This is a genomic window from Luteitalea pratensis (assembly GCF_001618865.1).
GTDB lineage: Bacteria > Acidobacteriota > Vicinamibacteria > Vicinamibacterales > Vicinamibacteraceae > Luteitalea > Luteitalea pratensis.
In genome coordinates this window covers 1299073-1318602 of sequence record NZ_CP015136.1, presented here as the reverse complement: position 1 = coordinate 1318602, position 19530 = coordinate 1299073, and the positions used below count along the sequence as shown (strand labels likewise).

The window sequence follows — 19530 nt, the reverse complement described above, 5'->3', positions numbered from 1 at the left end:
CAGAATTCTACTGCCGGACCGGGAGCGGATCCGCGAAATTCATCACGGACAGGAGCCGCATGCGACGGGGAGAAAGTGATGCGGCCGGACGATGAGAAACTCCTGTTGAGCTCGGCGCTCTCGTTCGCGGGATGGAGGCGCGGCTTTGGCGAAAGTGGCGCCCAGCCGTGATCACCCTGGCCAGCGACGGATTCGCGAGCTCGCGCTGAGGCGGCAACCGGTCGCGTCGAAATGGGAGGTCCGGGCACAGCACGAGCTTGCCTTCGAGACCGCCCGCCTCGATACGGCGGTGTGCGTCGGCGACCTCGTCGAAGGCATCTCGCGCAGCGTGACGTCGCGAAGCGCCTGGAAGATGGCCTCCCAGGGCACCTTGACGACGACGGCAGTGGCGGTAGAGAACAACGCGATCCTCGAGAGCACCGGAACGGATGATCTCTGTAGTCGTCGGGTTGGTTGAAGACGGGTCCGAGCGCGCGACCTGAATGATGAATGGACGCACGCGTACTCCAGCCGGAGGAGAGCGGCGCAGCAGCGGCGCAATCGCAGCGGTGCTGGAAACTTGCTCAGCCCATGCGAGGTGATCGACGACGCGCTGAATGTCGACCGCGCCGGCGATGGTGGTCACCCGCGGTGGCAAGTTGCGCAGCGGCACGTCCTCGTTGAAGAACGGTCCGGCAACAGTCATTCCGTCGATGCTCGTCAGGCCGTCCGCGCCGTTGTTCAGCGACGGCGCTCGTGCGGCGAGAAAGCGGCCAAGCGGCGGTCGCGTGGCAGGCGACAGCAGCCGGTCGTACGCACGCGTCCCCGCCGGCCCGACGAACACGGCCGCACGGATGGCGGGCTCGCAGGCGAAGCCGAACATGCCGTACATCGCGCCCAGCGAGTGTCCGTAGTAGTAGTAGAGTCGTGACGCGTTCAAATCCGCCCGCCGTCGCCGTCGCCGTCGACGCCTTTCTGAATCGCGCGAACGAGCTGCAGGATGTGCGCGGCGCTCTGCAGAATCGGTCCCGACTCGCCGTAAATGCCAAACGGCCGTTCGGCCCAGCTCGGTTCCCATGTCGCGATCATGCCGTCGCCGTTCTGGTCGGATCCGAGGCCAGGCGCGCTGAACGTCGCTTCCGTGCCGTCTGTTCGCGTGACGGTCATGGTCGTGCGCGAACCAGCGCCGTGGCCCATCGCGTTCGCGCTGATGACGGCGAGCCCGGGCGACGCCAGCATGGCGGCAATCGACACGCAGAAGTTCTTCGCCACATCCCTGCCGTGGCCGCAGATGGCAACGGGCCATCCGCCGTCGGGTGACCTGCCCGATGGTAACCACAGATTGAACGCCACACCCACCGATCCGGTTGGAGTGAGTCTGCCGGTGCGCGTCGGGATCGCGGCGATATGTCCTGACGGCCGCGTCGTGAAATCGAGCACGCGAAACGTCCCGAACGCAACGCTCCCGACTGCCCGTGACAAACCGCATGTTGGTCACGGCATTCGCGAACGGCTGCGGCGTCAGCGGTCCGTTGACGTTGACGTGCGCGTTGTTCGCCAGCGTCCCGATGTCGTCGGCCCTGAAGACCGCGCGCGCCACCAGGTCCGACGCCGAAGTCGAGTGTCGGCGCGGGCGTGTGTTGGATGGCGTCGCGGATGCGCTCGATGATGTGCGAGAAGCGTTGGGTGGTGAACACGCTGAGCGCCGCGGTGTCGACACCGCGCTCGAGCACGCCGGCGTGGCGTACGGCCTGTTCGGCCATCGTGAGCGCCCGGCCGTACTCTCCATCGGCGCGGCGCGCCGCGACACCAATAGCATGTCCATTTGCGGCGCGCACACCGGTCGTCACGACGAGCGCATACGTCGTGTGCTGTTCGAGCGAATTGTCCGGATGGAAGCTCAGTTCTTGTGTCGGTGGGTCCCAGACGATCCGGTTGATACCGCTGGTCGTGCGTTCCGCACCCGAGAGCTTCAGGAGGAAGACCGTGCGCTTGGAGATCGTTGCGGGATCGATCGCGCCGTCGAACGGCACCGGGATCCGCGGCTGCATGTTAAACCCATCGAGCTGGTTCAAGACCGCCCGATCCTCGCACTCCGACGCGTTGCTCGCGCAGTCGGCCGGCATCGGCAGGTTCCGTCCCGTGTTTTGATTGGCGTCCGCTACCGTGAAGCGGTTCGACGGGAATGGACGGCGCTCCGGCGAGCCGAGATCAAAGAGCGGCCGGACGAGCGGCGCAGCAGCACTTCCTGCGGCCACGGTGGTCGCGTGACGAGCAAAGACCTCGCAGCTCATGCTCAACCCACACAGGATTGAGATGACTGCCGGCCAGATACACCGACGCGGCACAGCACGGGTCCATGGCGCGGCCCCAAGAACTCGCCTCAACACCATGGTCGGCGGCTTCACGTGTACCAGAGCGCGCCTGGAAGTTCAAGGAGGCGCGCAGTCACGCACACGCGCCGTCACACCAGGACGCGTCATCGTCCAAGGGACTGGCAGCGCGTCCGCGGCTGGCGGACACTGGCCCGGCGTCCTCATCACGTCTCGAGTTTCGATAACGCGTCGAAATGGGTGTCGTCGTGCGCGACATCGAGACCGTGGATCTTGGCGCACGCAAAGATCAGGAGATCGGCAAGTGGAACGGTGACGCCGGATGCGTGGGCGCGATCGGCGAGTTGAATCGACCGATTCCAGACCTCAGCCGAGATCTCGTAGTCGGGAAGCAGGGTCTCGTAACGGCGAAGCGTCTTCCGCTCCGCGTCGTTGGTGACGCCGCGCCATAGTTCGAGGCGCACCACTGGACACCATGCGGCCTCGCCGCTCTCCAGGAGCGCGTTCACGCGATCACGCTTGCCGGCGTCGCCAGACTACAAACGATCTTGGCCAGCGCTTCAGGGCGTCGCTTGTGCAATTCATCGCACGATTGCGCGACGTCAACTACTCTTGCCGGCAGATCTAATTGTCGCCGCGCACACGATAGCCACCGCGGACACTGCTGATCCTCGGATTGTTCGGCGTTGCTGGTGCGGCCTGACCCGCGTTCGGCCCATCGCAACGGCTGCATCCTTCCGCGGGACGGCATTGAGCGACGCCACGTAGAGCGAATGCGAGGCGTACGCGTTCACGGCCAGAGCGCTCGCTCAATCGCTGAGCGAAAGCCGCGCGACTAACCGTTCTAGGCTGCTGGAGCGCCGTATATCTGGCCAGCTTTCAGCGTGGCGACGGCGCGCAATCGACGCGCGGCCCGACGTTCTACCGCATGGGAGTCGACGAACGTCACGGGCGCCTCCTCGAGTCTAAGCACCGCGACATCGGCGATGGTGTCCTCGGCCAGCGTGCCCGCTCCTTCCGGAAACGCGAAAACATTCGCTGGACTGCGCGTGGCGCGGTCGACGACCTGCTCCAGCGTGAGGCCAAGAGAGAGGAACTTGGACAATGTCGTGACGAGATCGAAGACGGGACCGCGGTAATTGTAGGCGTGGAGGTCACTCGAGATGACGTCCGGCAATATCCCCTGCGCCAACGCTCGCTCCGCGGTGGCGAACCCGAACCCGTTCGCCCCATGCCCCACGTCGAGGCGGATACCCCGCGCCATCGCCTCCCGCACTTCCGGGCGCACAACCCCACGGTCGTCCAGAATCCCGCCCTCACCCGCGCGGAACGCATGCGTGATTACGTCGCCGGCCTGGAGCTTCGACAAAATATCCTTCAGCGCGGAATGCGAACCGCCGATGTGTGCCATGACGGGGACTCCTGCCTCCCGTGCGGCTGCGCAGGCCCGGGCCAGCACCTCGAGATCCTGGTCGCCAGCGATGTTTCGCGTAAGCCTCACCTTCACTCCGAGGATGCGATCCCGGTGCTTCGCGATCGTGCCCGCAGCCACCCTCGGGTTGACGAGATTCAGGTCGAGCAGTTCCCCATGTGGGTTCTCGGAAGAAAAGGTCGACTGCCCGGCCACCGAGATGTTCAGCAACGCATAGACGCGGGTCTCGGACGGCCCGATGACGTACTTCTCGAAGCCGGGGTAGGTGTGTGCTCCGGCCGAACCGCCGTCGAGCACGGTCGTGACCCCCTTGGCGATGCAGTTCGCGTCTGGTGGGATGCTGATGGGCGCCACTCCGTCGTAGACGTGCACGTGCATGTCGATGAGGCCGGGCGTCACCACGCAGCCCGCGGCGTCGAGAACCTCGCGGGCTTGCGAGGCCTGAATCATTTCTGCGACACGCGCCACCCGCCCCCTGCGAATCGCCACGTCTCGGAGGCCGGATGTATTCGAAGCAGGGTCGACCACGTGCCCGCCGCGTACCAGGAGATCGTAGGGAGCCTGTTCCTGTGCCGCGCCCCGGCCGCCCGCCAGACACAGAGCTGCGGCGCCTTGGAGGAGGTTCCGGCGCGTAATTCCCGAGGCGCCCTCTCTCAACCCAGCTCCCGCACACCGGCCACCAGGCGATCGATGTCATCGAACGAGTTATAGATGTGCGGTGAGCACCGCAGGCCCTCGGCCTCGCCAGCCGCGGTGATTGCCAGCGCGATCCGGTGCTTCTGCCACAAGGTGTCGTACGCCTCCTTGGTGGGGCGGTTCCTCAGCGAGAACTTCACCACAGGCCCCGACAGTTCCGGGCTGACCGGCGACTTCATCCTGACCGCGGGCAGGTCGGCAAGCAGGCGCTTGGCGCGCGCAGCCAGTGCTAGGCTGCGCGCCTCGACCTTGTCAATCCCGATCACGTGCATAAAGTCGATGGCGGCCTCGAAGGCCACCACCCTGGGGTCTTCGCGCTGCCCGACGACATCGAGCCGACGTGCGCCTTTGAGATCGTCGGCCCATCCAGCCGTGACGATGGGGGGCCACAACTCGGCGAGACGCCGCGAGTGCACGTACAGGACGCCGGCCTCAAGAGGGCCCATCATCCACTTGTGGGAACTCGCGCTGTACGAGTCACAGCCGAGCGCCTGGACGTCAACGGCGAGGACACCGAAGGTCTGCGCACCATCCACGTGCACCCACGCGTTCTGCCGACGGGCCAATTCGGCGATCTCGCGCACGGGGAACAGCACGCCCGTGGTGGCGGTGACATGCGTCAGAGCGACTACCTTCGTGCGCGGCGTGATGAGACGCTCGAATCCGGCGATCAGCGCCTCGCGGCTCTCCGCCGGTACGCTCACCGGCGCACGCTTGACGACCAGGCTGTCACGCTTTGCGCGCATCTCCCAGGCAACGCTATTCGACTGGTGATTGTGGTCGCTGATCACGATCTCGTCGCCCGGCGCGAAGTCGAGGCCGTTGACGATCAGGTTGTTGCCCTCGCTCGTATTCCGCGTGATGGCGATCTCGTCAGCGCTGCTGGCATGGAGAACGCTGGCTAACTTGCCTCGCAACCGTTCATACATCGGCTTGTACTTCTCGCGGTTCTGGAACGAGGGATTCTTGTGGAAGTCTGCGATGTACGCGACCTGGCGGTCGAGGACCGGTCGGGACGCGGGGCAGATATTCGCCGCGTTGAGATACGTGAGGCCGTCCTCGAGCGGAAACTGCTGCCGTAGCAGTTGCCAATACTCTTCGTCCTCTCGCGGGGAGGCCACAGCAAGGCCGACCGTGTGGGCAGTTCCGGAGAGAGTGCTCCACGAAGCGGAGCCAAGAGCGACGCCGGACACTTGGCGCAGGAAGTCACGTCGACGATGGGTCATGGCACTCGAGTCGAATAGAGGAATAGAAATCCCGCTGGTGGATTCGGGTCGAGCATACCAGTCGCCACCGTGTCCGTCCCGACCTTCAGCGCGCTTTCCACAAGTGGTGCACAACGAAATCGTGTAAATTGGTCTGCCTCGGCCTGCCGAGAGCACACGACGATCAACGTGACTGGACGAATGCAGCGTCGCTAGGATTCATCATGTACATTCACGTCGATCGAGCCGCGCCGATACCCCCGTACAGGCAGATCGAGGATGCCATCCGCAGCCTAATCGAGCGCGGCATCTTAAATCTCGGCACGAGACTGCCGAGTTCGCGTGACTTGGCCACGGAGGTCGGTGTCAATCGACTCACAGTGCATAAGGCCTACCAGTGCCTGGAGGCGGACGGCCTGATTGCGACGAAGGTCGGCAGCGGCACGTTCGTCTGTGCCAAAGCGACCCGCGCCCCCAGCCCCGATGTGCCCAGCGACTCGGCCGACGATCCTGCTCTCAGGGTGTGGGGCCCGCTCTTCGTGAATCCCCGCCTTGCGACCCGTGCGCTGCCGTCCATGGCTTACGCGAAGGAATGCAGCGCCTCGTTTGTGTATGCTGCGCCGCCCCCCGACCTGTTCCCCGTTGAGGAATTCCGGCACTGCACCAACTACATCCTCAAGCGGCGTGGCACCGAGGTCTATCGGGTAGGTGCCGCCGCAAGTGGCCTGCCATCCTTGAAGGAATACCTGATTGGCTGGCTCGCGCAGCACGACATTGTTGCAACGGAGCGGACCCTCGTCATCACAACGGGCTGCCAGCAAACGCTCGACCTGACGCGTAAGCTGCTCGTCGGTCCGGACGATTCAATGTTGCTCGAGAACCCCTCGTTCCCGGGCGCGGTGGGTGCGCTGTCGCCATCCGGGACGGGCCTGATGCCACTTCCGGTGCACGAGAACGCACCACTGCTGGATCCGTCAACGCTGGTCAACCATCAGAAACGCTGCAAGCTGATCTACGTCACACCGAACTTCCACAATCCGACCGGTCTAACCATGCCGATGGAGCAGCGGCGCCAGTTGGCGGATATCGCACTCCAGCACAGTATCCCGCTCATCGAAGACGATGTCTTCGGGGCGCTGCGGTACGAAGGCGCAGCATTGCCGTCGCTGCAGTCACTCTGTCCACGCATGGTGATCCACGTCGGCAGCTTCTCCAAGATGCTCAACCCCAGCCTCCGCCTCGGCTGGATGGTGGCACCCGAGCCGTTCGCCGAACAGATCACGGTCGCCAAACAGGTAAGCGACCTGCACACCAGTACCCTCGTGCAGACGGCGATGGACGAGTTCTGCCGGCGTGGGCTGATGGTTCGTCACCTGAAGCGGGTTCGGAAGATCTTCAGGGGACGTCGCGATGCGATGGCAGAGGCTTTGCGTCGCTACTTTCCTCGCGACTCACGTTGGTCGGTTCCCGAGGGCGGCTTGTCGATGTGGGTCACCCTGCCTGACGACATGGACACGCGGGACCTGCTTGCACTCGCGCAGGACAAAGGCGTGCAGTTCCTGCCAGGCGCGATCTTCTACTTCAGCGGCGTCAAGCACAATTGCCTGCGACTAAGCTTTGCGACCGAGAACGAAGCCGTGATCGACGCCGGCATCCGCACGCTGGGCGATATCATCGCGAAGCGTCGACTGCGCCTGGTACGACCGGCCGTGTGGCAAGACCGACGGGCTGTGATCTAGCCCGTCGATCATGGCGTTGCGCTCGTGCCGCACCTACTCAGGAAGCAGTGCCACTTGCCAGGGCGCGAAGGCCTGTCAACACGCGCTCCACTTCCTCGAAAGTATTGTAGAAGTGCGTCGATACGCGGAATCCGGTCACGCCATTCGGGTCGGCCGGGTACCGTTCCCCCTTCGTCCTGGCCGCGATGTAGACATCGTGATGTAGCCGTAGGTACTCGCGTGCGAGATCCGGCGCGACGTTGTCGAGGGTCAGACTGGTGATGCCCGCCGACATCGTCGGGTCCTGCGGGGTGTAGAGCACGACGTGCGGGATGCGGGCCGCTTCGCGACGGAAGTGCTGGCTCAGCTCGCGAATGCGCTGTTCGATGCGGACCTGACCAATCGCCGCCTGGAAATCGAGGGCGTGCTCCAGAGCCGCAACCACGGGCCATGGCCGACGGCTAACACGGTCGTACTTGCGCGCATCGGAATAGCTCCACCAGTTCTCGGTGGCGACGCTCGGCCAGATGCGGTCCTGAAGGCCCTTGCGGATGTACAGCAATCCGGTGCCTGCCGGCGACGCGAGCCACTTGTGACAGGTTGTGGTGTACGTATCGACATCCAGATCGCGTACGTCCACGCGTGTGGCCCCGAGCATCTGTGCACCATCAGCGAAGATCAACAAGCCGCGGCTGTGCGCAAGCGCCGCGATCTGCTTGAGCGGCGTGATGGTGCCGGTGACCGTGTCGCAATGTGCGACGCTGATCACTTTCGTCCGCCCCGTGATGGCACGTTCGAAAGCATCCACGATCGCCTGTGGCGACTCGGCGGGCGTACCGATCGGCACTTCCTTCACGACGATTCCGGCGCGCTTCGCCCTGAGCAGCCACGGCTGCCGGTTGCTGTCGTGTTCGAGTGAACCAATCAGCACCTCGTCGCCCTTGGCGAGGTCGATGCCCTGACAGACCAGGCTGTTGCCTTCTGACGCATTTCGCAGGATGGCCACCTCGGCAGCATCCGCGCCGATGAAGGCTGCGGCCTTCGCGCGAATCGCTTCCTGACGGCCCTGAAGAACGGCGCTGTTCTCGTTGGGATTCTCCGCCATGAGCTGCCAGTAGCGGTTCATGGCGGCGAGCACCGGCGCTGGTGTCGCACCCACGGTGCCGGTGTTGAGGTACGCCAGCCCCTCCTGGAGGTGGAAATTTCGACGCACGCGGTCCCAATAGCCTGCGTCGAACTTCCACGCCTGCGGTGCCTTCATCTCGCGCGCGAAGGCAGTCTGCACGTCAACGGCGCTCAGCGCGGCTGCGCCGGCCACTGGCACACGGAGGAATGCACGTCTGGACCAGCCGCTGTGCATGGCTACGACACCCCCGAAGCCAGCTCGCGGTAGGCCTTGATCACGCGGTCGGCCTGGTCGAAGGTGTTGAAGTAGTGAGTCGAGATGCGTATCCGATCCGACCCACCTGGCACGTAGGTGTCGTACTTCTGTCGTAGGTATTCCCTGATCTGCGCGCCGGGCACGCCGTCAATCCCCGCGGTGGTCGTACCGCACGACATCGCGGGATCCATCGGTGTGTAGATCTTCACCTTCGGGATCGCGGCGAGGCCGGTCCGTACGAATTCGCCCAGAGCCCGTGCACGTGCCTCGATGCGCGCGCTGCCGATCGCCGTGTGGAAGTCGATGATGTCCTCGAATGTCATCACAGTGGGCCACGGTCGACGGCTCAGCTGGTCATACTTCCGTGCGCCCGCCGGTTCGTCGCGGTAGATGCCCATGACGGGCGCCACTCGTTCCTGAACGTCGCGCTTCACGAACAGGACCCCCGCGCCAGCAGCCCCACACAGCCACTTGTGCGAATTGCAGGCGAAACCGTCGACGCCCCACTCCTTCAGGCTGAACTGGAACATGCCCGTCGCGTGCGCGCCATCCACGAAGCAGAGGATCTTCTTGCTGTGGGCCAGGTCTGCCAATTGCTTCGCCGGCATGATGCAGCCATATCCACCGAGCGGGTTGCCGAAGTGCATGACACGCGTCTTCGGCGTGATGGCCGCGGCGAAGGCGTCGATGATGACCTGCGGGTTCGCAGGTGGCATGGGGAACTGCACCTCCTTCACGACGAGGCCGCGACGCTTCGCGTGGCGCATCTGTGTCTCGCGATTGCTCGCGTGCTCATACGCGGTGATAAGGATCTCGTCGCCCGGGGCTAGGTCGAGCCCCTGGCAGAGAATGGTGTTCCCCTCGGTGGTGTTCCGGGTGATCGCGATCTCGTCCGGCGTTGCGCCGACGAAGGCAGCCACTTTCGTGCGGATCTGCTCGACGTGGTTCTGGAAGACCGCGCTGTTCTCGTTGGGATTGACGGCCATCAGCCGCCAGTACTCGTTCATCGCCTCCCAGACGGGACGGGGCGTGGGACCGAGCGTCCCCGTGTTCAGGTAGGCGAACCCGTCCTCGAGCATGAACTGCTTGCGGACCTTCTCCCAGTAGCCACCGTCCGACCGGCCGTCGGCGCCGGTTGCACGCACCGATTGCAAGGTACCTGCAAAGGCGGTTCTCGTGTCGGTGAGACCGACGAGTGCGGCGGTGGATCCACCGGCAAGCCGCCCCAGGAAGCCCCGCCGTGAGAACCCGCCTTCGATTGTGTGCGTCTCTGGTGTCACTGCGCCTCCTTGGCGAACTGCTCGTAGCGCTGCCGCGCCTCGCGAATCTGTGCGAAGACACGATCCTTTTCAACCTGCGATCCCCACCCGGGCCACTTCTCGGACATGCCCTTCAGCTTGTCGAGCCAACGCATGAAGTACTCGGCCGACGCGCGATTCCTGATCTTCCGGTCGCCGACGTAGACCCTGATCGCGCTGGTGCCTGCCTGCGGGAAGGAAGGGTCGACTGGCGCAAAGGCCGGCGCCCCTTCGACCGACAGCGCATACCATCCGCTGTCGGACACTTCGACGCGTTCTTCGAAGCGCGCGCGGGTCCCGCCGTCCTTCAGGGAGATCTCCTTCCAGATCTGGCCGTTGCGGTAAACCATGACTTTCGTCAGCGGTTGGAATGACCAGACTTCGGCCTTCAGCGTGACCGCTCCTGGCGCGGTCAACTGGACGGAGTCTCCCGGCAGTTGGCCGTCAATCGTGAACTCGAGGAGGGGTCCGTTACTGAAGAAGGTGCGGCCCGCCTTGATCGCGTCCCTCCAAGTTTCCGCCGTGAAGGTGCGTCCCGTGTAGGCGTAGGTCCGAATGCTCCCCATCATCGTGTGGCGATGCAGGCTCGTGTTAGCGTCCTCACCGCCAACGGGCGCAATGCGCAGGTCGTTGTTGAGCGCATGGTGCAACACCGTGTACGAACCGCGAGACGAACCTGACCACTCCAGACCGTGGATGGTGCCCAGCGCCGCGTCCATTGCGAAGCCTTTCGCGCCTCCCAGGCTTCCGTCGAGAGGGTCACGGTCGCCACCGAACGCATGCACGTACCCCACGGCTGCGCCCTGCGCGAGCGCCTTGCGGAACATGTCCGTGTTGCTCGGATACAGACTCTCGAGAGCGCTGCCCTGGTATCCCGTGGTGAAGGGCGAAATCAGATGGTCCGCAAGGCCGATGTAGAAGACGTGCCCCCAGAAAGGCGGGCGGTATTCCTCCCCCACGATGACCTTGACGTCCGGCTGCCCGACCGACGACGAGTGCTCGCCGCCGCCCTTCTCGAAGTACTGGTGATCGAAGACGCGGCTGTCCTTGTTGGCCGCGAGTATGTTGACAACGTCGACGTCCTCGGCGCGCCCCATGAGCATCATGTGCTCCGGCGTATTGCGGAGATTACCCGCGTAGTTCATGTGCGCATGCGTGGAGCCGCCGTACCAGCCTTTCGCGGCCATGTCGACGATCGGCCGCAGCGTGAGCGTCGCCTGCGTCGTCGCGTCTGCCTTCACTTCGACCTCGGCGGCAGAGGGTTGATACTCAAAGCCCTTGACAGCCTCGAGGGACAGCCGGCCCGGTGGTGCCTCGAGAGTGAAGTCGCCGCTGGCATGGAAGACATGGCCATTCAGCCGGCGCGTCATGCGCGTGCTGGCGATCCTGGCGTAGACGTCCGGCGGCATGTAGGCCTTGCCGTCGGCACCATCGGCATAGACCCGAGCGGCGGTACTGGCGCCCGTGACGCCATCGACCACGCGCACGTGCACGCGCCCCATGGGCCGCCGCCATTGGCGCGACTGAATCCGCACCTGCGTTTTGGCACCACCATAAGTCTCGAGCACCCAGAGCTGTGGCAGACCTCCTTCGTTCGAGATGTAAGCGATTCGTTCACCGTCTGGCGACCACCGAGGGTGGAATTCGTCGTGGTCGCCGAAGGTGAGCTTGTAGGGTTCGCCCCCGCCCGTCGGAACGAGATAGAGGTGATTGAATTGATCGGCGGCCCCTCGACTCGACGAGAAGATGATGCGCTTGCCCTCCCTGGAGACATCAGGGCGGGTGCGATACAGCGTCTCCTCCTGCAGGACCAGCGTGGCTTTCGGCATGGCGTTCGCCTCCACGGGCACGCGCCACACGTTGCCCGAACCCAATGGCGCGTTCCGGTTGGAAACCAGCACCAGCGCATCGCTGCCAGGCAGCCACGAGGGCTGCGTATGCATGTCCCACGCACCGAAGTACAGTCGTTCGTTTCCGTAGTTGTTGTCCTGCGTGACGGCGATCTCCTCGCCCGTCCAGCGGCCGTCCTTGATGGCGCGGACGTAGACGTTGAAGTAGCCATTCGGCTTCGTGGAGACGTAGGCCAGTCGACTGCCATCGGGCGAAAACGCCGGGTCGGCATACAGGTGGCCATCATTCGTGAGGGCGTGCGACTCTCCAGTCTGGACGTCGACCGCCTCCAGTTGAATGCTGCTCCCATCATCGTCGGCCGTATACACGATCCAGCGGCCGTCAGGCGACCAAGTCGGCGACGCGTGATACTTTGCGTTGTAGCTCACCTCGGAGGCCGTGCCGTTTGCCGGGTCCACCTTCCAGATGGAGCCTTGCATGGCCACGGCAATCCACTTGCCGTCAGGCGACCACGCCGGCGACCATGCCGTGGCACTCGGCGCAGGCGGCAAGTAATAGTTGAACATGTACGTCCCGCCGTGCTTGGACGCGGGATAATCGGGCCGCACCGCGGCCGGGCCATTGCCGCTCCCTCTTAGCGTGGCAGCGAAGAGGAGGGCGAGCAGGATGAGCGAGCGCCGCATGCCTAGTAACTCCAGCGCAGTGCAAGCTGCATGATGCGAGGTTCGCCAGCCGTGAGGATGCGGCCGAAGTTCGCGTTGATGAGTCGGGCTTCGGGTGGGCCGAAGTTAACCTGGTTGAACACGTTGAACGCCTCGGCACGGAACTGCATCTTGCCAAGCCGGCCGGGAAGGACGAAGGCCTTGGTCAGCGAGAGGTTCGTAGCGGAATACCCGGGGCCGCTGAACAGGTTCCGACCCGCATTGCCGTACTGGCCGGGCTGATTGGCCACGAACGCCGCCGTGTTGAAGTACTTCGCAACCATGTCGGCATCGTTCGAGTGCTCAATCACCGGGTCTCCCACCAGGTCCGGGCGGTCGAAGCCAACGCCCGTCAGTGAGAAATCACGTCCGCTGAGGACGTTGACCGGCTCGCCACTCGACATGCTGACCATACCGGACAGCGCCCAGTCGGCCAGCAGGACGTGAGCGAGGCCGCCAGAGTTCCGGAAGAAAGGGAACTCGTAGAGGAACGACGCGTTGAACACGTGACGACGATCCTCATCGGAGCGCGACCATTCGGCGTCGGGATTAGCGGGGTCCTGTGAAGTCTGGCCGAGATTGGCCGAGGAGTACTGATCCCTGAACTTGCCGAGCGTATAGCTGGACATGAACGTCAGCCCCTGGGACATGCGGCGCGACAATGACAGTTGCATGGAGTCGTACCTGGCCCCAGCGCTCGCCGTGATCTCGCGGAAACTGGTGTACTGGGACGGCATGCCGAGTCGGCGCGCGTCGGTGTTTGCAAGCGTCGACTGACCGGGAATGTACGTCGCAGGATTGCGCTGCTCCATCCGAATGAGGTCGTCGGCCCGTTTCCCGACGTAGGCCGCCTTGGCCACCATCTTGAACGGCAGCGCGTGCTCGATGCTGAAGCTCATCTGATGCATGTGAGCCATCGCCAGTTCCGGCGCGATGACCGTGAACAGGCCCATCGGATACTGGAACTTCGCGGTGTCCGGCGAGTACACGTACGGGAACGGGTTCACGCGACCAGCATACGGATCCTGGAAGCTGGCCGGATTGTTGACGAACTCCCGAATCACGAAGGGCTGGTTGACCGCCGGGTACGTCCACAGGTCCGAGCGGAAGTCCTCGTAATACAACCCGTATGCAGCCCGAATGCTGAGGCGACCATCGCCCCTCGGGTCCCACGCCGCACCCAAGCGCGGTGCGAAATTGTTCTTGTCACCGGCCACCAGACCGCGGCTGATGCCCGGATCGCCGGGGAACACCATTCCTGGCGGCGAAGCGGTCGTGACCTGTGACTGCTGGCCGTCGCGGAACGTGTTGGTGCGGTCGTAGACGGCGCCGTACGGTTGGAAGTACTGATAGCGCAGACCGACGTTCAGCGTCAGGTTGTTGGACACGCGGAAGTCATCCTGCACAAACGTGTACCAGTCCCAACCCTTCACGAGGCGCTCGTACGGGCTCGCCTGATCGAGGCTGACCGGCTTGCCAATCAGGAAGTCCGCAAACGCATTGCCTGTGGCGTATCCGTCGAAGCTGAAGACGCCCTGATTGGCGGACGAACCGCGGTTGAACATCTGGGTCCATTCGAACTCGCCACCGGCCGAGATCGCGTGGCGGCCGCGGAACCACCGCAGAACGTTGCCGATCTGGTAGATCCCGCCGTCTTCGCCGAAGACATCCTGTGTCGCGAGATTGAAGAACCCGGTGACTCCAATCGTTGGCAGTTGCGGCGTGATCACGCCGGGGAAGTTGGCGCCGAGGTCAGACAGCTGGGTGTCGTCGAGGACGAACACCTTGGAATCTACGCGGTTGACTCCGAGTTTGAGTTCGTTGAGCAACGTCGGACTGAAGGTGTGCGTGTCCTGGATTGCCCAGTTCGCGACCGTCAGGGCGCGTCGGTTCGGTGCGTAGGGAGAGATGTTCCCGTTCTGCGTGAACAACTCTGTGGAATCGCGGAAGTAGCGAATGTTGGCGGTGTTCGAGCCGGAGATGTTGTAGTCGAATCTCCCCAGGTACTGGTTGCCATTGGTCGGCTGCGGGACTTGTTCCACCCACCGGCCGCCGGTGGCGTTCGGCAGCGGAACGTACCGGTTCATCACCTCGATCGAGACCGGATCGAAGCGAGACGAGGGGATGACGTTGTTGGGAAACGGCAGCTTGGTCAGTGGATCAATCGGCTTTCGCGCGGCGTTCGAGAAGTCGCCTGCTCGCATTTCCGCCGTGGGTGGCGTTGCGGTTGCGAACAGCCGCGTCTCCTCCACCTGGATGCCCTGGTACGATCCAAAAAAGAAGGCGCGGTTGCGAGCGACCGGGCCACCAAGGGTGAAGCCGTACTGGTTCTGGTTCAGCTCCGGCTTGGTGGTGGCGAAGTAGTTGGTGCCGTTCAGCCCGTCGTTCCGGAAGTACTCCCAGGCGGTGCCGCGAAACTGGTTCGTTCCGGAGCGTGTCACCGCGATGACGGTGCCACCTGTGTACCGGCCATATTCAGCGCTGACGTTGCTCGTGACCACCCGGAATTCCTGCAGCGCGTCGGGTGCCGGCAGATTTAGCGCCGTGTTCTGCGTGAGGTTCTTGTGAGACGTGCCGTCGAAGCGGTACTCGTTGGACGTGTCCCGGCCACCGGCAACCACGAGCTGCGGACCGCTTCTGGCGTTCGTCACGACCGCGGGAGCACTCACGCTGATGACACCGGGGACGACGGCCGCAAGTTCCATGGGATTGCGACCGTTGAGCGGCAACTCCTGAATGCGCACCCGGTCCACGACCTCGCCAACGGTGGCCGACCTCGTGTCCACGTCCGGGACCTCGACTACGACGTTGACATCCTCGGTGATGCTGCCTACCTGGAGTTGCAGGTCGACGCGTGCGTTCTGGCCGACGACGAGAGAGATCCCCGCCTGCGTGTACCGCTGGAAGCCGTCCCTCTCTGCCGTCACTGCATAGTCACCGATGGGCAGGTTCGTGATCAGGTAGCCGCCCGATTCGTCTGTCGTGGTGGTGCGGCTGAACGACGTGAGCAGATTGAGAGCGGTTACCTTCGTGCCGGGGATGCTGGCGCCGCTGACGTCGCGCACGACGCCACCGACACTGGCGGTCGTCGTCTGCCCATGTGCCGTAAAGGGAAGCGCCAACAGCAGGGCGAACAAGTATGTGAGAGACCTCGACATGCGGACTCCTCTGTGACCACGAAAGCGAGAATCCTCGTCGGATGGTCCGAGCGCGGCGCGCGCTGCGCCCCCTCGCCACGGGCACTCCGCTTCCCACATCGCGAGGCGCCGGACAGACGCAATCACGACAGCGGTCAGGTTCTTCGAGTGGACGAGTGGAGGCTACGTGGGCGCACTCGCATGGAGCAAGGAGATTCCGCGCAGCGCGCCGGTGGTCTAGGGTGAAATCTGCAGGAGTGGTGTGAGCACCCGTCTCGACGCAAACGAAGATGCTTCCATCGGATTCGGTAGCCGTAACCCTCGCCGGGGTCGAGCTTGCTCCTTGGCGGCCTACGCGCCGTCGTGTGCAGGCGATCGCCGCACGAGGACGACACGTGAGGCTGCGAAATACAGACGTCGCCACGGCAGGCGTCACGGAGAGTCGACGATGCAGATTGGCTGGATAGGGACGGGAGTGATGGGTGCGTCGATGGCGGGCCACTTGCTGCGCGCTGGTCACACGCTCATCGTGTCCACTCGCACGCGGGCACGCGCACAGTCCTTGCTGGACGAGGGCGCCACTTGGACTGACACCCCACGCGAACTCGCTCGCCAGAGCGACGTTGTCTTCTCGATGGTCGGCTATCCGAGCGATGTCGAAGAGGTCTATCTAGCGGCCGGGGGGGTGCTGGCTGGACTGAAGCCGGGCAGCCTGGCCGTCGACTTCACGACCAGCAGTCCCTCTCTTGCCCAACGACTCGCGGCCGCGGGCCGCGAGCATGGTATCGACGTGCTCGACGCGCCTGTCAGCGGCGGCGACATCGGTGCGCGGAATGCGACGCTGTCCATCATGGTCGGGGGCGAGCGGCAGGCATTCGATCGGGCCCGGCCCCTTCTAGAACACATGGGCAAGACCATCCTGTTGCAGGGTCCGCCGGGCAGTGGTCAACACACGAAGATGGTCAACCAGATCCTAATTGCCGGCACGATGGTAGGGGTCGGTGAGGCCATCACGTACGCGCGCGCCGCCGGGCTAGGGCTAGAGCAGGTACTCGGAAGTGTCGGTGGCGGCGCTGCGGCATCCTGGGCCCTCCAGAATCTCGTGCCGCGCATTATTCGCGGCGACATGGAGCCCGGTTTCTACGTGGAGCACTTCATCAAGGACATGGGAATCGCACTAGCGGAGGCCGAAGCCATGCACCTGGCGCTGCCCGGTCTGGCCCTCGCCAAACAGCTGTATCACGCCGTCGTAGCGTACGGCGGCGCTCGCAACGGCACGCAGGCAATCGTGCTTGCGCTGGAAGCTCTGAGCGGGAGACGTGCGCTGGCTGACCGACCGGCCTTCGTCGAGACCGGGACCGAGCCAGTCCTCGGGTGAGGATGTGGTTGCGTTGTTTGTGCCCGAGGCAACAAGAGGCGTTGGTGCATGTCGATCTGGAGAGGCACTCCGCTCGGCCGTTGAAGTCCGCCGTCCACATCGTGCCTTCTGGACCCACAACCGCAGCGCCGCACTACCTCAGAGGCCCCACGCGGCCCGCCACGCCGTGAGCCGCAGGATCAGCGCTGTCCTGCATTTGATGACGTCGGCCTTATTGAGAAGCGCGGGATGCCACTCGTCCTGGCTGTAGTCGGTCGGCAAGCCGGTGTCCGTGCACGATCCAGGAAGCCGCTGGTCGCCGTGCACCGAGCCGGGCGCCGAGCGAACGCGGAATGACACCCAGCACGTCCGCCATAGCGCCGCAGGGGCCTGCTGGTGGTTCAGAAACTCGAGACTTTCATAGAGCGACGCATCATCATCCGAGCGGCGCCGAGCGCCCGTTGACAGATCGAAGAGAAGCGCTCGTCCAGTCCGTGACTACAGTCATTGAACAATGCACCAGCGCAACTGACGAAGTGACCGGAAGTGTTCCAGAGGGATTAAGAGATGTTACACAATCCGGTGCGAAGCTCCCTGTTGGCTTTGCTCCAAGTCGCTGAATCTGTTCGCGTTAGCGGTTTGGTGCACGAGCGGCCGCGGCGTGTGCGATAATCTTGCGTCGACCGCTCGCAAGTTGTTGATTCTACAGAGCTGGAGAGATGGCCGAGAGGCTGAAGGCGCACGCTTGGAAAGCGTGTGTAGGGGAAACCCTACCGTGGGTTCGAATCCCACTCTCTCCGCCACACTCGCCTGCGGCGAGTGTGGCCGGAGCGAGTGAGCTTCAGGCCTGAGGCCATCGCCTTCGGCTCGGCCTTCAGGCTCGAATCCCTTCCCCAGTTGCCGACCGCGTTTTCGCTCGCCCTGGCGGAGCGCGTGAGCTTCAGACTGAGGCCAGCGCCTTCGGCTCGGCCTTCAGGCTCGAATCCCTTCCCCAATTGCCTCAGCCTGCCGTTCATCACCGCTGATGTTCGGCGACCTCTTCGTCGACGTCTTCCGCCAGGCGGCCGGCGGCGCGTCAGACCGCGTTTTCGCTCGCCCTGGCGGAGCGAGTGAGCTTCAGGCTCAGGCCAGCGTCTTCGGCTCGGCCTTCGGGCTCGAATCCCTTCGCCGCAGTTTTCCGTGCCCGCTTCGGTCGCCCAGGTCTTCGTCCCACAAACCCGCGAGATTCAGAGAATTTTTCGAGTTCTGCATCGAATGCTCGTCAACTCGACGACGCGCCCAACTGCGACGGAATCGGCCAGGGTCCTGTGCGTTTCGGTCCCGGCGTTCCCCTCTTCGGCGCAAGGTCTGCCGCATTTCATTCGAATCTCATGGCCCGCTCATGATTCGGTGAGGACTTCGCGGCCGGCTTTCGGGCACAGTGGCCGACATGGCATCCACTGTGACGAACAACCTCAGGGCGGCCGCCCTCATCGCCCTCGCCCTGGCCATCGGGGCCATGGGCATCTACGTGGGGGAAGTGGACGACGCGCCCGGCGCCGGCGGCATCGGGCTGCTGCTGATGATCGGCACGGTCGTGCTCGGCGTGAAGGCCGCGCGGAATCGGCTGCCGGCCTGGGCCGCGCGCACGGGGCTTGCCGTCGGGGTCCTGATAGCGGCGTTCGCGGCAGTTCTCACTCATGCGGTCGCGCTGACCGTGCCTCTTTTCGCACAACCGCAGGACGTGCCATCGGTCATCGATTCGGCGCCGTCGCCGCAATATTCCGTGGCCGTCGGGCGCGCGCGGGAGCTCGTGCGCGCGGCCGTCCTGGAGCAGAACCTGCCAGGGGTGTCGGTGGCGGTCGGTGCCGGCGGGACGATCGTCTGGGCGGAAGGATTCGGTTGGAGGGACGTGGACACGCGGACGCCGGTGACGCCGAAGACCCGATTCAACATCGGCACGGCGGCATCGGCGGTCACGGCCGACGTCATTGCGTCGCTCGGGCTGACCAACACCGGCGCTGACGCGGCGACAGCGTGGAGTCCGGAGCGGATCGGTGAGCCGGGAGAGGACTTCCCACCGTTGACGCTCATCCGCCACAACATCTTGCAGCCGCTTGGCCTGGCTCCCGCCGAGTACCCATTGCCGGATGATCGCGCGACGTTCTACGTCCCGCGTTCGGATGACAATCCACGGCGGGGCAGGCGGCTGATGTACATGCGCGACCTGGCGTGCTGCGCGGGGACGATGGCGTCCTATTCCACGGCGTCGGACATGGTGGGCGTCGGCCTGGCGAAGCGCGTCAGCGTCAACGGCGAGCTGGCGGGCGGGATAGTGATGTCGCTGACCACGCTGCGCGACAGCGGCATCGTCGTCGCCGTGCTGTCCAACATCGCGCACGCGAACACGTCTGCGCTCAGCCTCAAGATCGGAGACGCGTTCGCGAAACAGGCGCGATGAGG

At 64.3% G+C, this 19530-nt stretch carries 12 protein-coding genes, 1 tRNA gene and 1 pseudogene; 4 read left to right on the top strand and 10 right to left on the bottom strand.

Annotated features, from left to right (window positions below):
* Positions 1-7 precede the first annotated feature (7 nt).
* From LuPra_RS33010 to LuPra_RS05460, 6 genes and pseudogenes are all read right to left on the bottom strand, one after another.
* Complete coding sequence (locus LuPra_RS33010; RefSeq protein WP_234800741.1) at positions 8-919, bottom strand: hypothetical protein; 912 nt, start codon at positions 917-919, stop codon at positions 8-10.
* Entirely contained in the window at positions 916-1419 is a 504-nt protein-coding gene (locus LuPra_RS33005; protein WP_234800740.1) for a hypothetical protein, read from the bottom strand. Before LuPra_RS33005 ends, LuPra_RS33010 begins: the two co-directional genes overlap by 4 nt.
* 437 nt (positions 1420-1856) lie before the next feature.
* A pseudogene (locus LuPra_RS34250) lies at positions 1857-2030 on the bottom strand (hypothetical protein); the annotation flags it as partial.
* A 488-nt stretch (positions 2031-2518) separates the two neighbouring features.
* Positions 2519-2821, bottom strand: coding sequence for a PIN domain-containing protein (locus tag LuPra_RS05470; RefSeq protein WP_110169813.1), 303 nt, complete (start codon positions 2819-2821; stop codon positions 2519-2521).
* A gap of 335 nt (positions 2822-3156) precedes the next feature.
* Positions 3157-4401 carry an amidohydrolase/deacetylase family metallohydrolase gene (locus LuPra_RS05465; protein WP_110169812.1) on the bottom strand — a complete coding sequence of 415 codons (1245 nt, stop codon included), beginning with the start codon at positions 4399-4401 and terminating at the stop codon, positions 3157-3159.
* Positions 4398-5666, bottom strand: coding sequence for an aminotransferase class V-fold PLP-dependent enzyme (locus LuPra_RS05460; RefSeq protein ID WP_110169811.1), 1269 nt, complete (start codon positions 5664-5666; stop codon positions 4398-4400). The genes LuPra_RS05465 and LuPra_RS05460 overlap by 4 nt, the downstream gene beginning before the upstream one ends.
* Positions 5667-5869: 203 nt before the next feature.
* On the opposite strand from LuPra_RS05460, the gene LuPra_RS05455 reads away from it, so the two are divergent.
* On the top strand, positions 5870-7384 hold the full coding sequence (locus LuPra_RS05455) for an aminotransferase-like domain-containing protein (RefSeq protein ID WP_110169810.1): 1515 nt from the start codon (positions 5870-5872) through the stop codon (positions 7382-7384).
* A gap of 37 nt (positions 7385-7421) precedes the next feature.
* Here LuPra_RS05455 and LuPra_RS05450 read toward each other — a convergent pair whose 3' ends face one another.
* Genes LuPra_RS05450 through LuPra_RS05435 form a run of 4 tightly spaced genes read right to left on the bottom strand, consistent with a single transcriptional unit; the run spans position 7422 to position 15752 of the window.
* A complete protein-coding gene (locus LuPra_RS05450) occupies positions 7422-8723 on the bottom strand; it encodes an aminotransferase class V-fold PLP-dependent enzyme (RefSeq protein ID WP_110169809.1) in 1302 nt (433 codons plus the stop codon).
* A gap of 2 nt (positions 8724-8725) precedes the next feature.
* Positions 8726-10024, bottom strand: coding sequence for an aminotransferase class V-fold PLP-dependent enzyme (locus tag LuPra_RS05445; protein ID WP_110169808.1), 1299 nt, complete (start codon positions 10022-10024; stop codon positions 8726-8728).
* Positions 10021-12576, bottom strand: a complete 2556-nt coding sequence (locus LuPra_RS05440) for a CehA/McbA family metallohydrolase (protein ID WP_110169807.1) — start codon at positions 12574-12576, stop codon at positions 10021-10023. The genes LuPra_RS05445 and LuPra_RS05440 overlap by 4 nt, the downstream gene beginning before the upstream one ends.
* A gap of 2 nt (positions 12577-12578) precedes the next feature.
* Positions 12579-15752 carry a TonB-dependent receptor gene (locus LuPra_RS05435; protein ID WP_157898773.1) on the bottom strand — a complete coding sequence of 1058 codons (3174 nt, stop codon included), beginning with the start codon at positions 15750-15752 and terminating at the stop codon, positions 12579-12581.
* Between the two features lie 427 nt (positions 15753-16179).
* Between LuPra_RS05435 and LuPra_RS05430 the strand changes: the two genes are divergently transcribed.
* From LuPra_RS05430 to LuPra_RS05415, 3 genes are all read left to right on the top strand, one after another.
* Complete coding sequence (locus LuPra_RS05430; RefSeq protein WP_110169805.1) at positions 16180-17109, top strand: NAD(P)-dependent oxidoreductase; 930 nt, start codon at positions 16180-16182, stop codon at positions 17107-17109.
* A 692-nt stretch (positions 17110-17801) separates the two neighbouring features.
* Positions 17802-17891, top strand: a tRNA-Ser gene (locus tag LuPra_RS05420).
* Between the two features lie 626 nt (positions 17892-18517).
* Entirely contained in the window at positions 18518-19528 is a 1011-nt protein-coding gene (locus LuPra_RS05415) for a serine hydrolase (RefSeq protein ID WP_157898772.1), read from the top strand.
* Positions 19529-19530 lie beyond the last annotated feature (2 nt).

What these genes read in the sequence shown, in the direction of transcription:
- LuPra_RS05415 (WP_157898772.1), top strand. Translation starts at nt 18,518, where the DNA reads ATGGCATCCACTGTGACGAACAACCTCAGGGCGGCCGCCCTCATCGCC.
- LuPra_RS05455 (WP_110169810.1), top strand. Translation starts at nt 5,870, where the DNA reads ATGTACATTCACGTCGATCGAGCCGCGCCGATACCCCCGTACAGGCAG.
- LuPra_RS05435 (WP_157898773.1), bottom strand. Translation starts at nt 15,752, where the DNA reads ATGTCGAGGTCTCTCACATACTTGTTCGCCCTGCTGTTGGCGCTTCCC.
- LuPra_RS05430 (WP_110169805.1), top strand. Translation starts at nt 16,180, where the DNA reads ATGCAGATTGGCTGGATAGGGACGGGAGTGATGGGTGCGTCGATGGCG.
- LuPra_RS05460 (WP_110169811.1), bottom strand. Translation starts at nt 5,666, where the DNA reads ATGACCCATCGTCGACGTGACTTCCTGCGCCAAGTGTCCGGCGTCGCT.
- LuPra_RS05450 (WP_110169809.1), bottom strand. Translation starts at nt 8,723, where the DNA reads ATGCACAGCGGCTGGTCCAGACGTGCATTCCTCCGTGTGCCAGTGGCC.
- LuPra_RS05440 (WP_110169807.1), bottom strand. Translation starts at nt 12,576, where the DNA reads ATGCGGCGCTCGCTCATCCTGCTCGCCCTCCTCTTCGCTGCCACGCTA.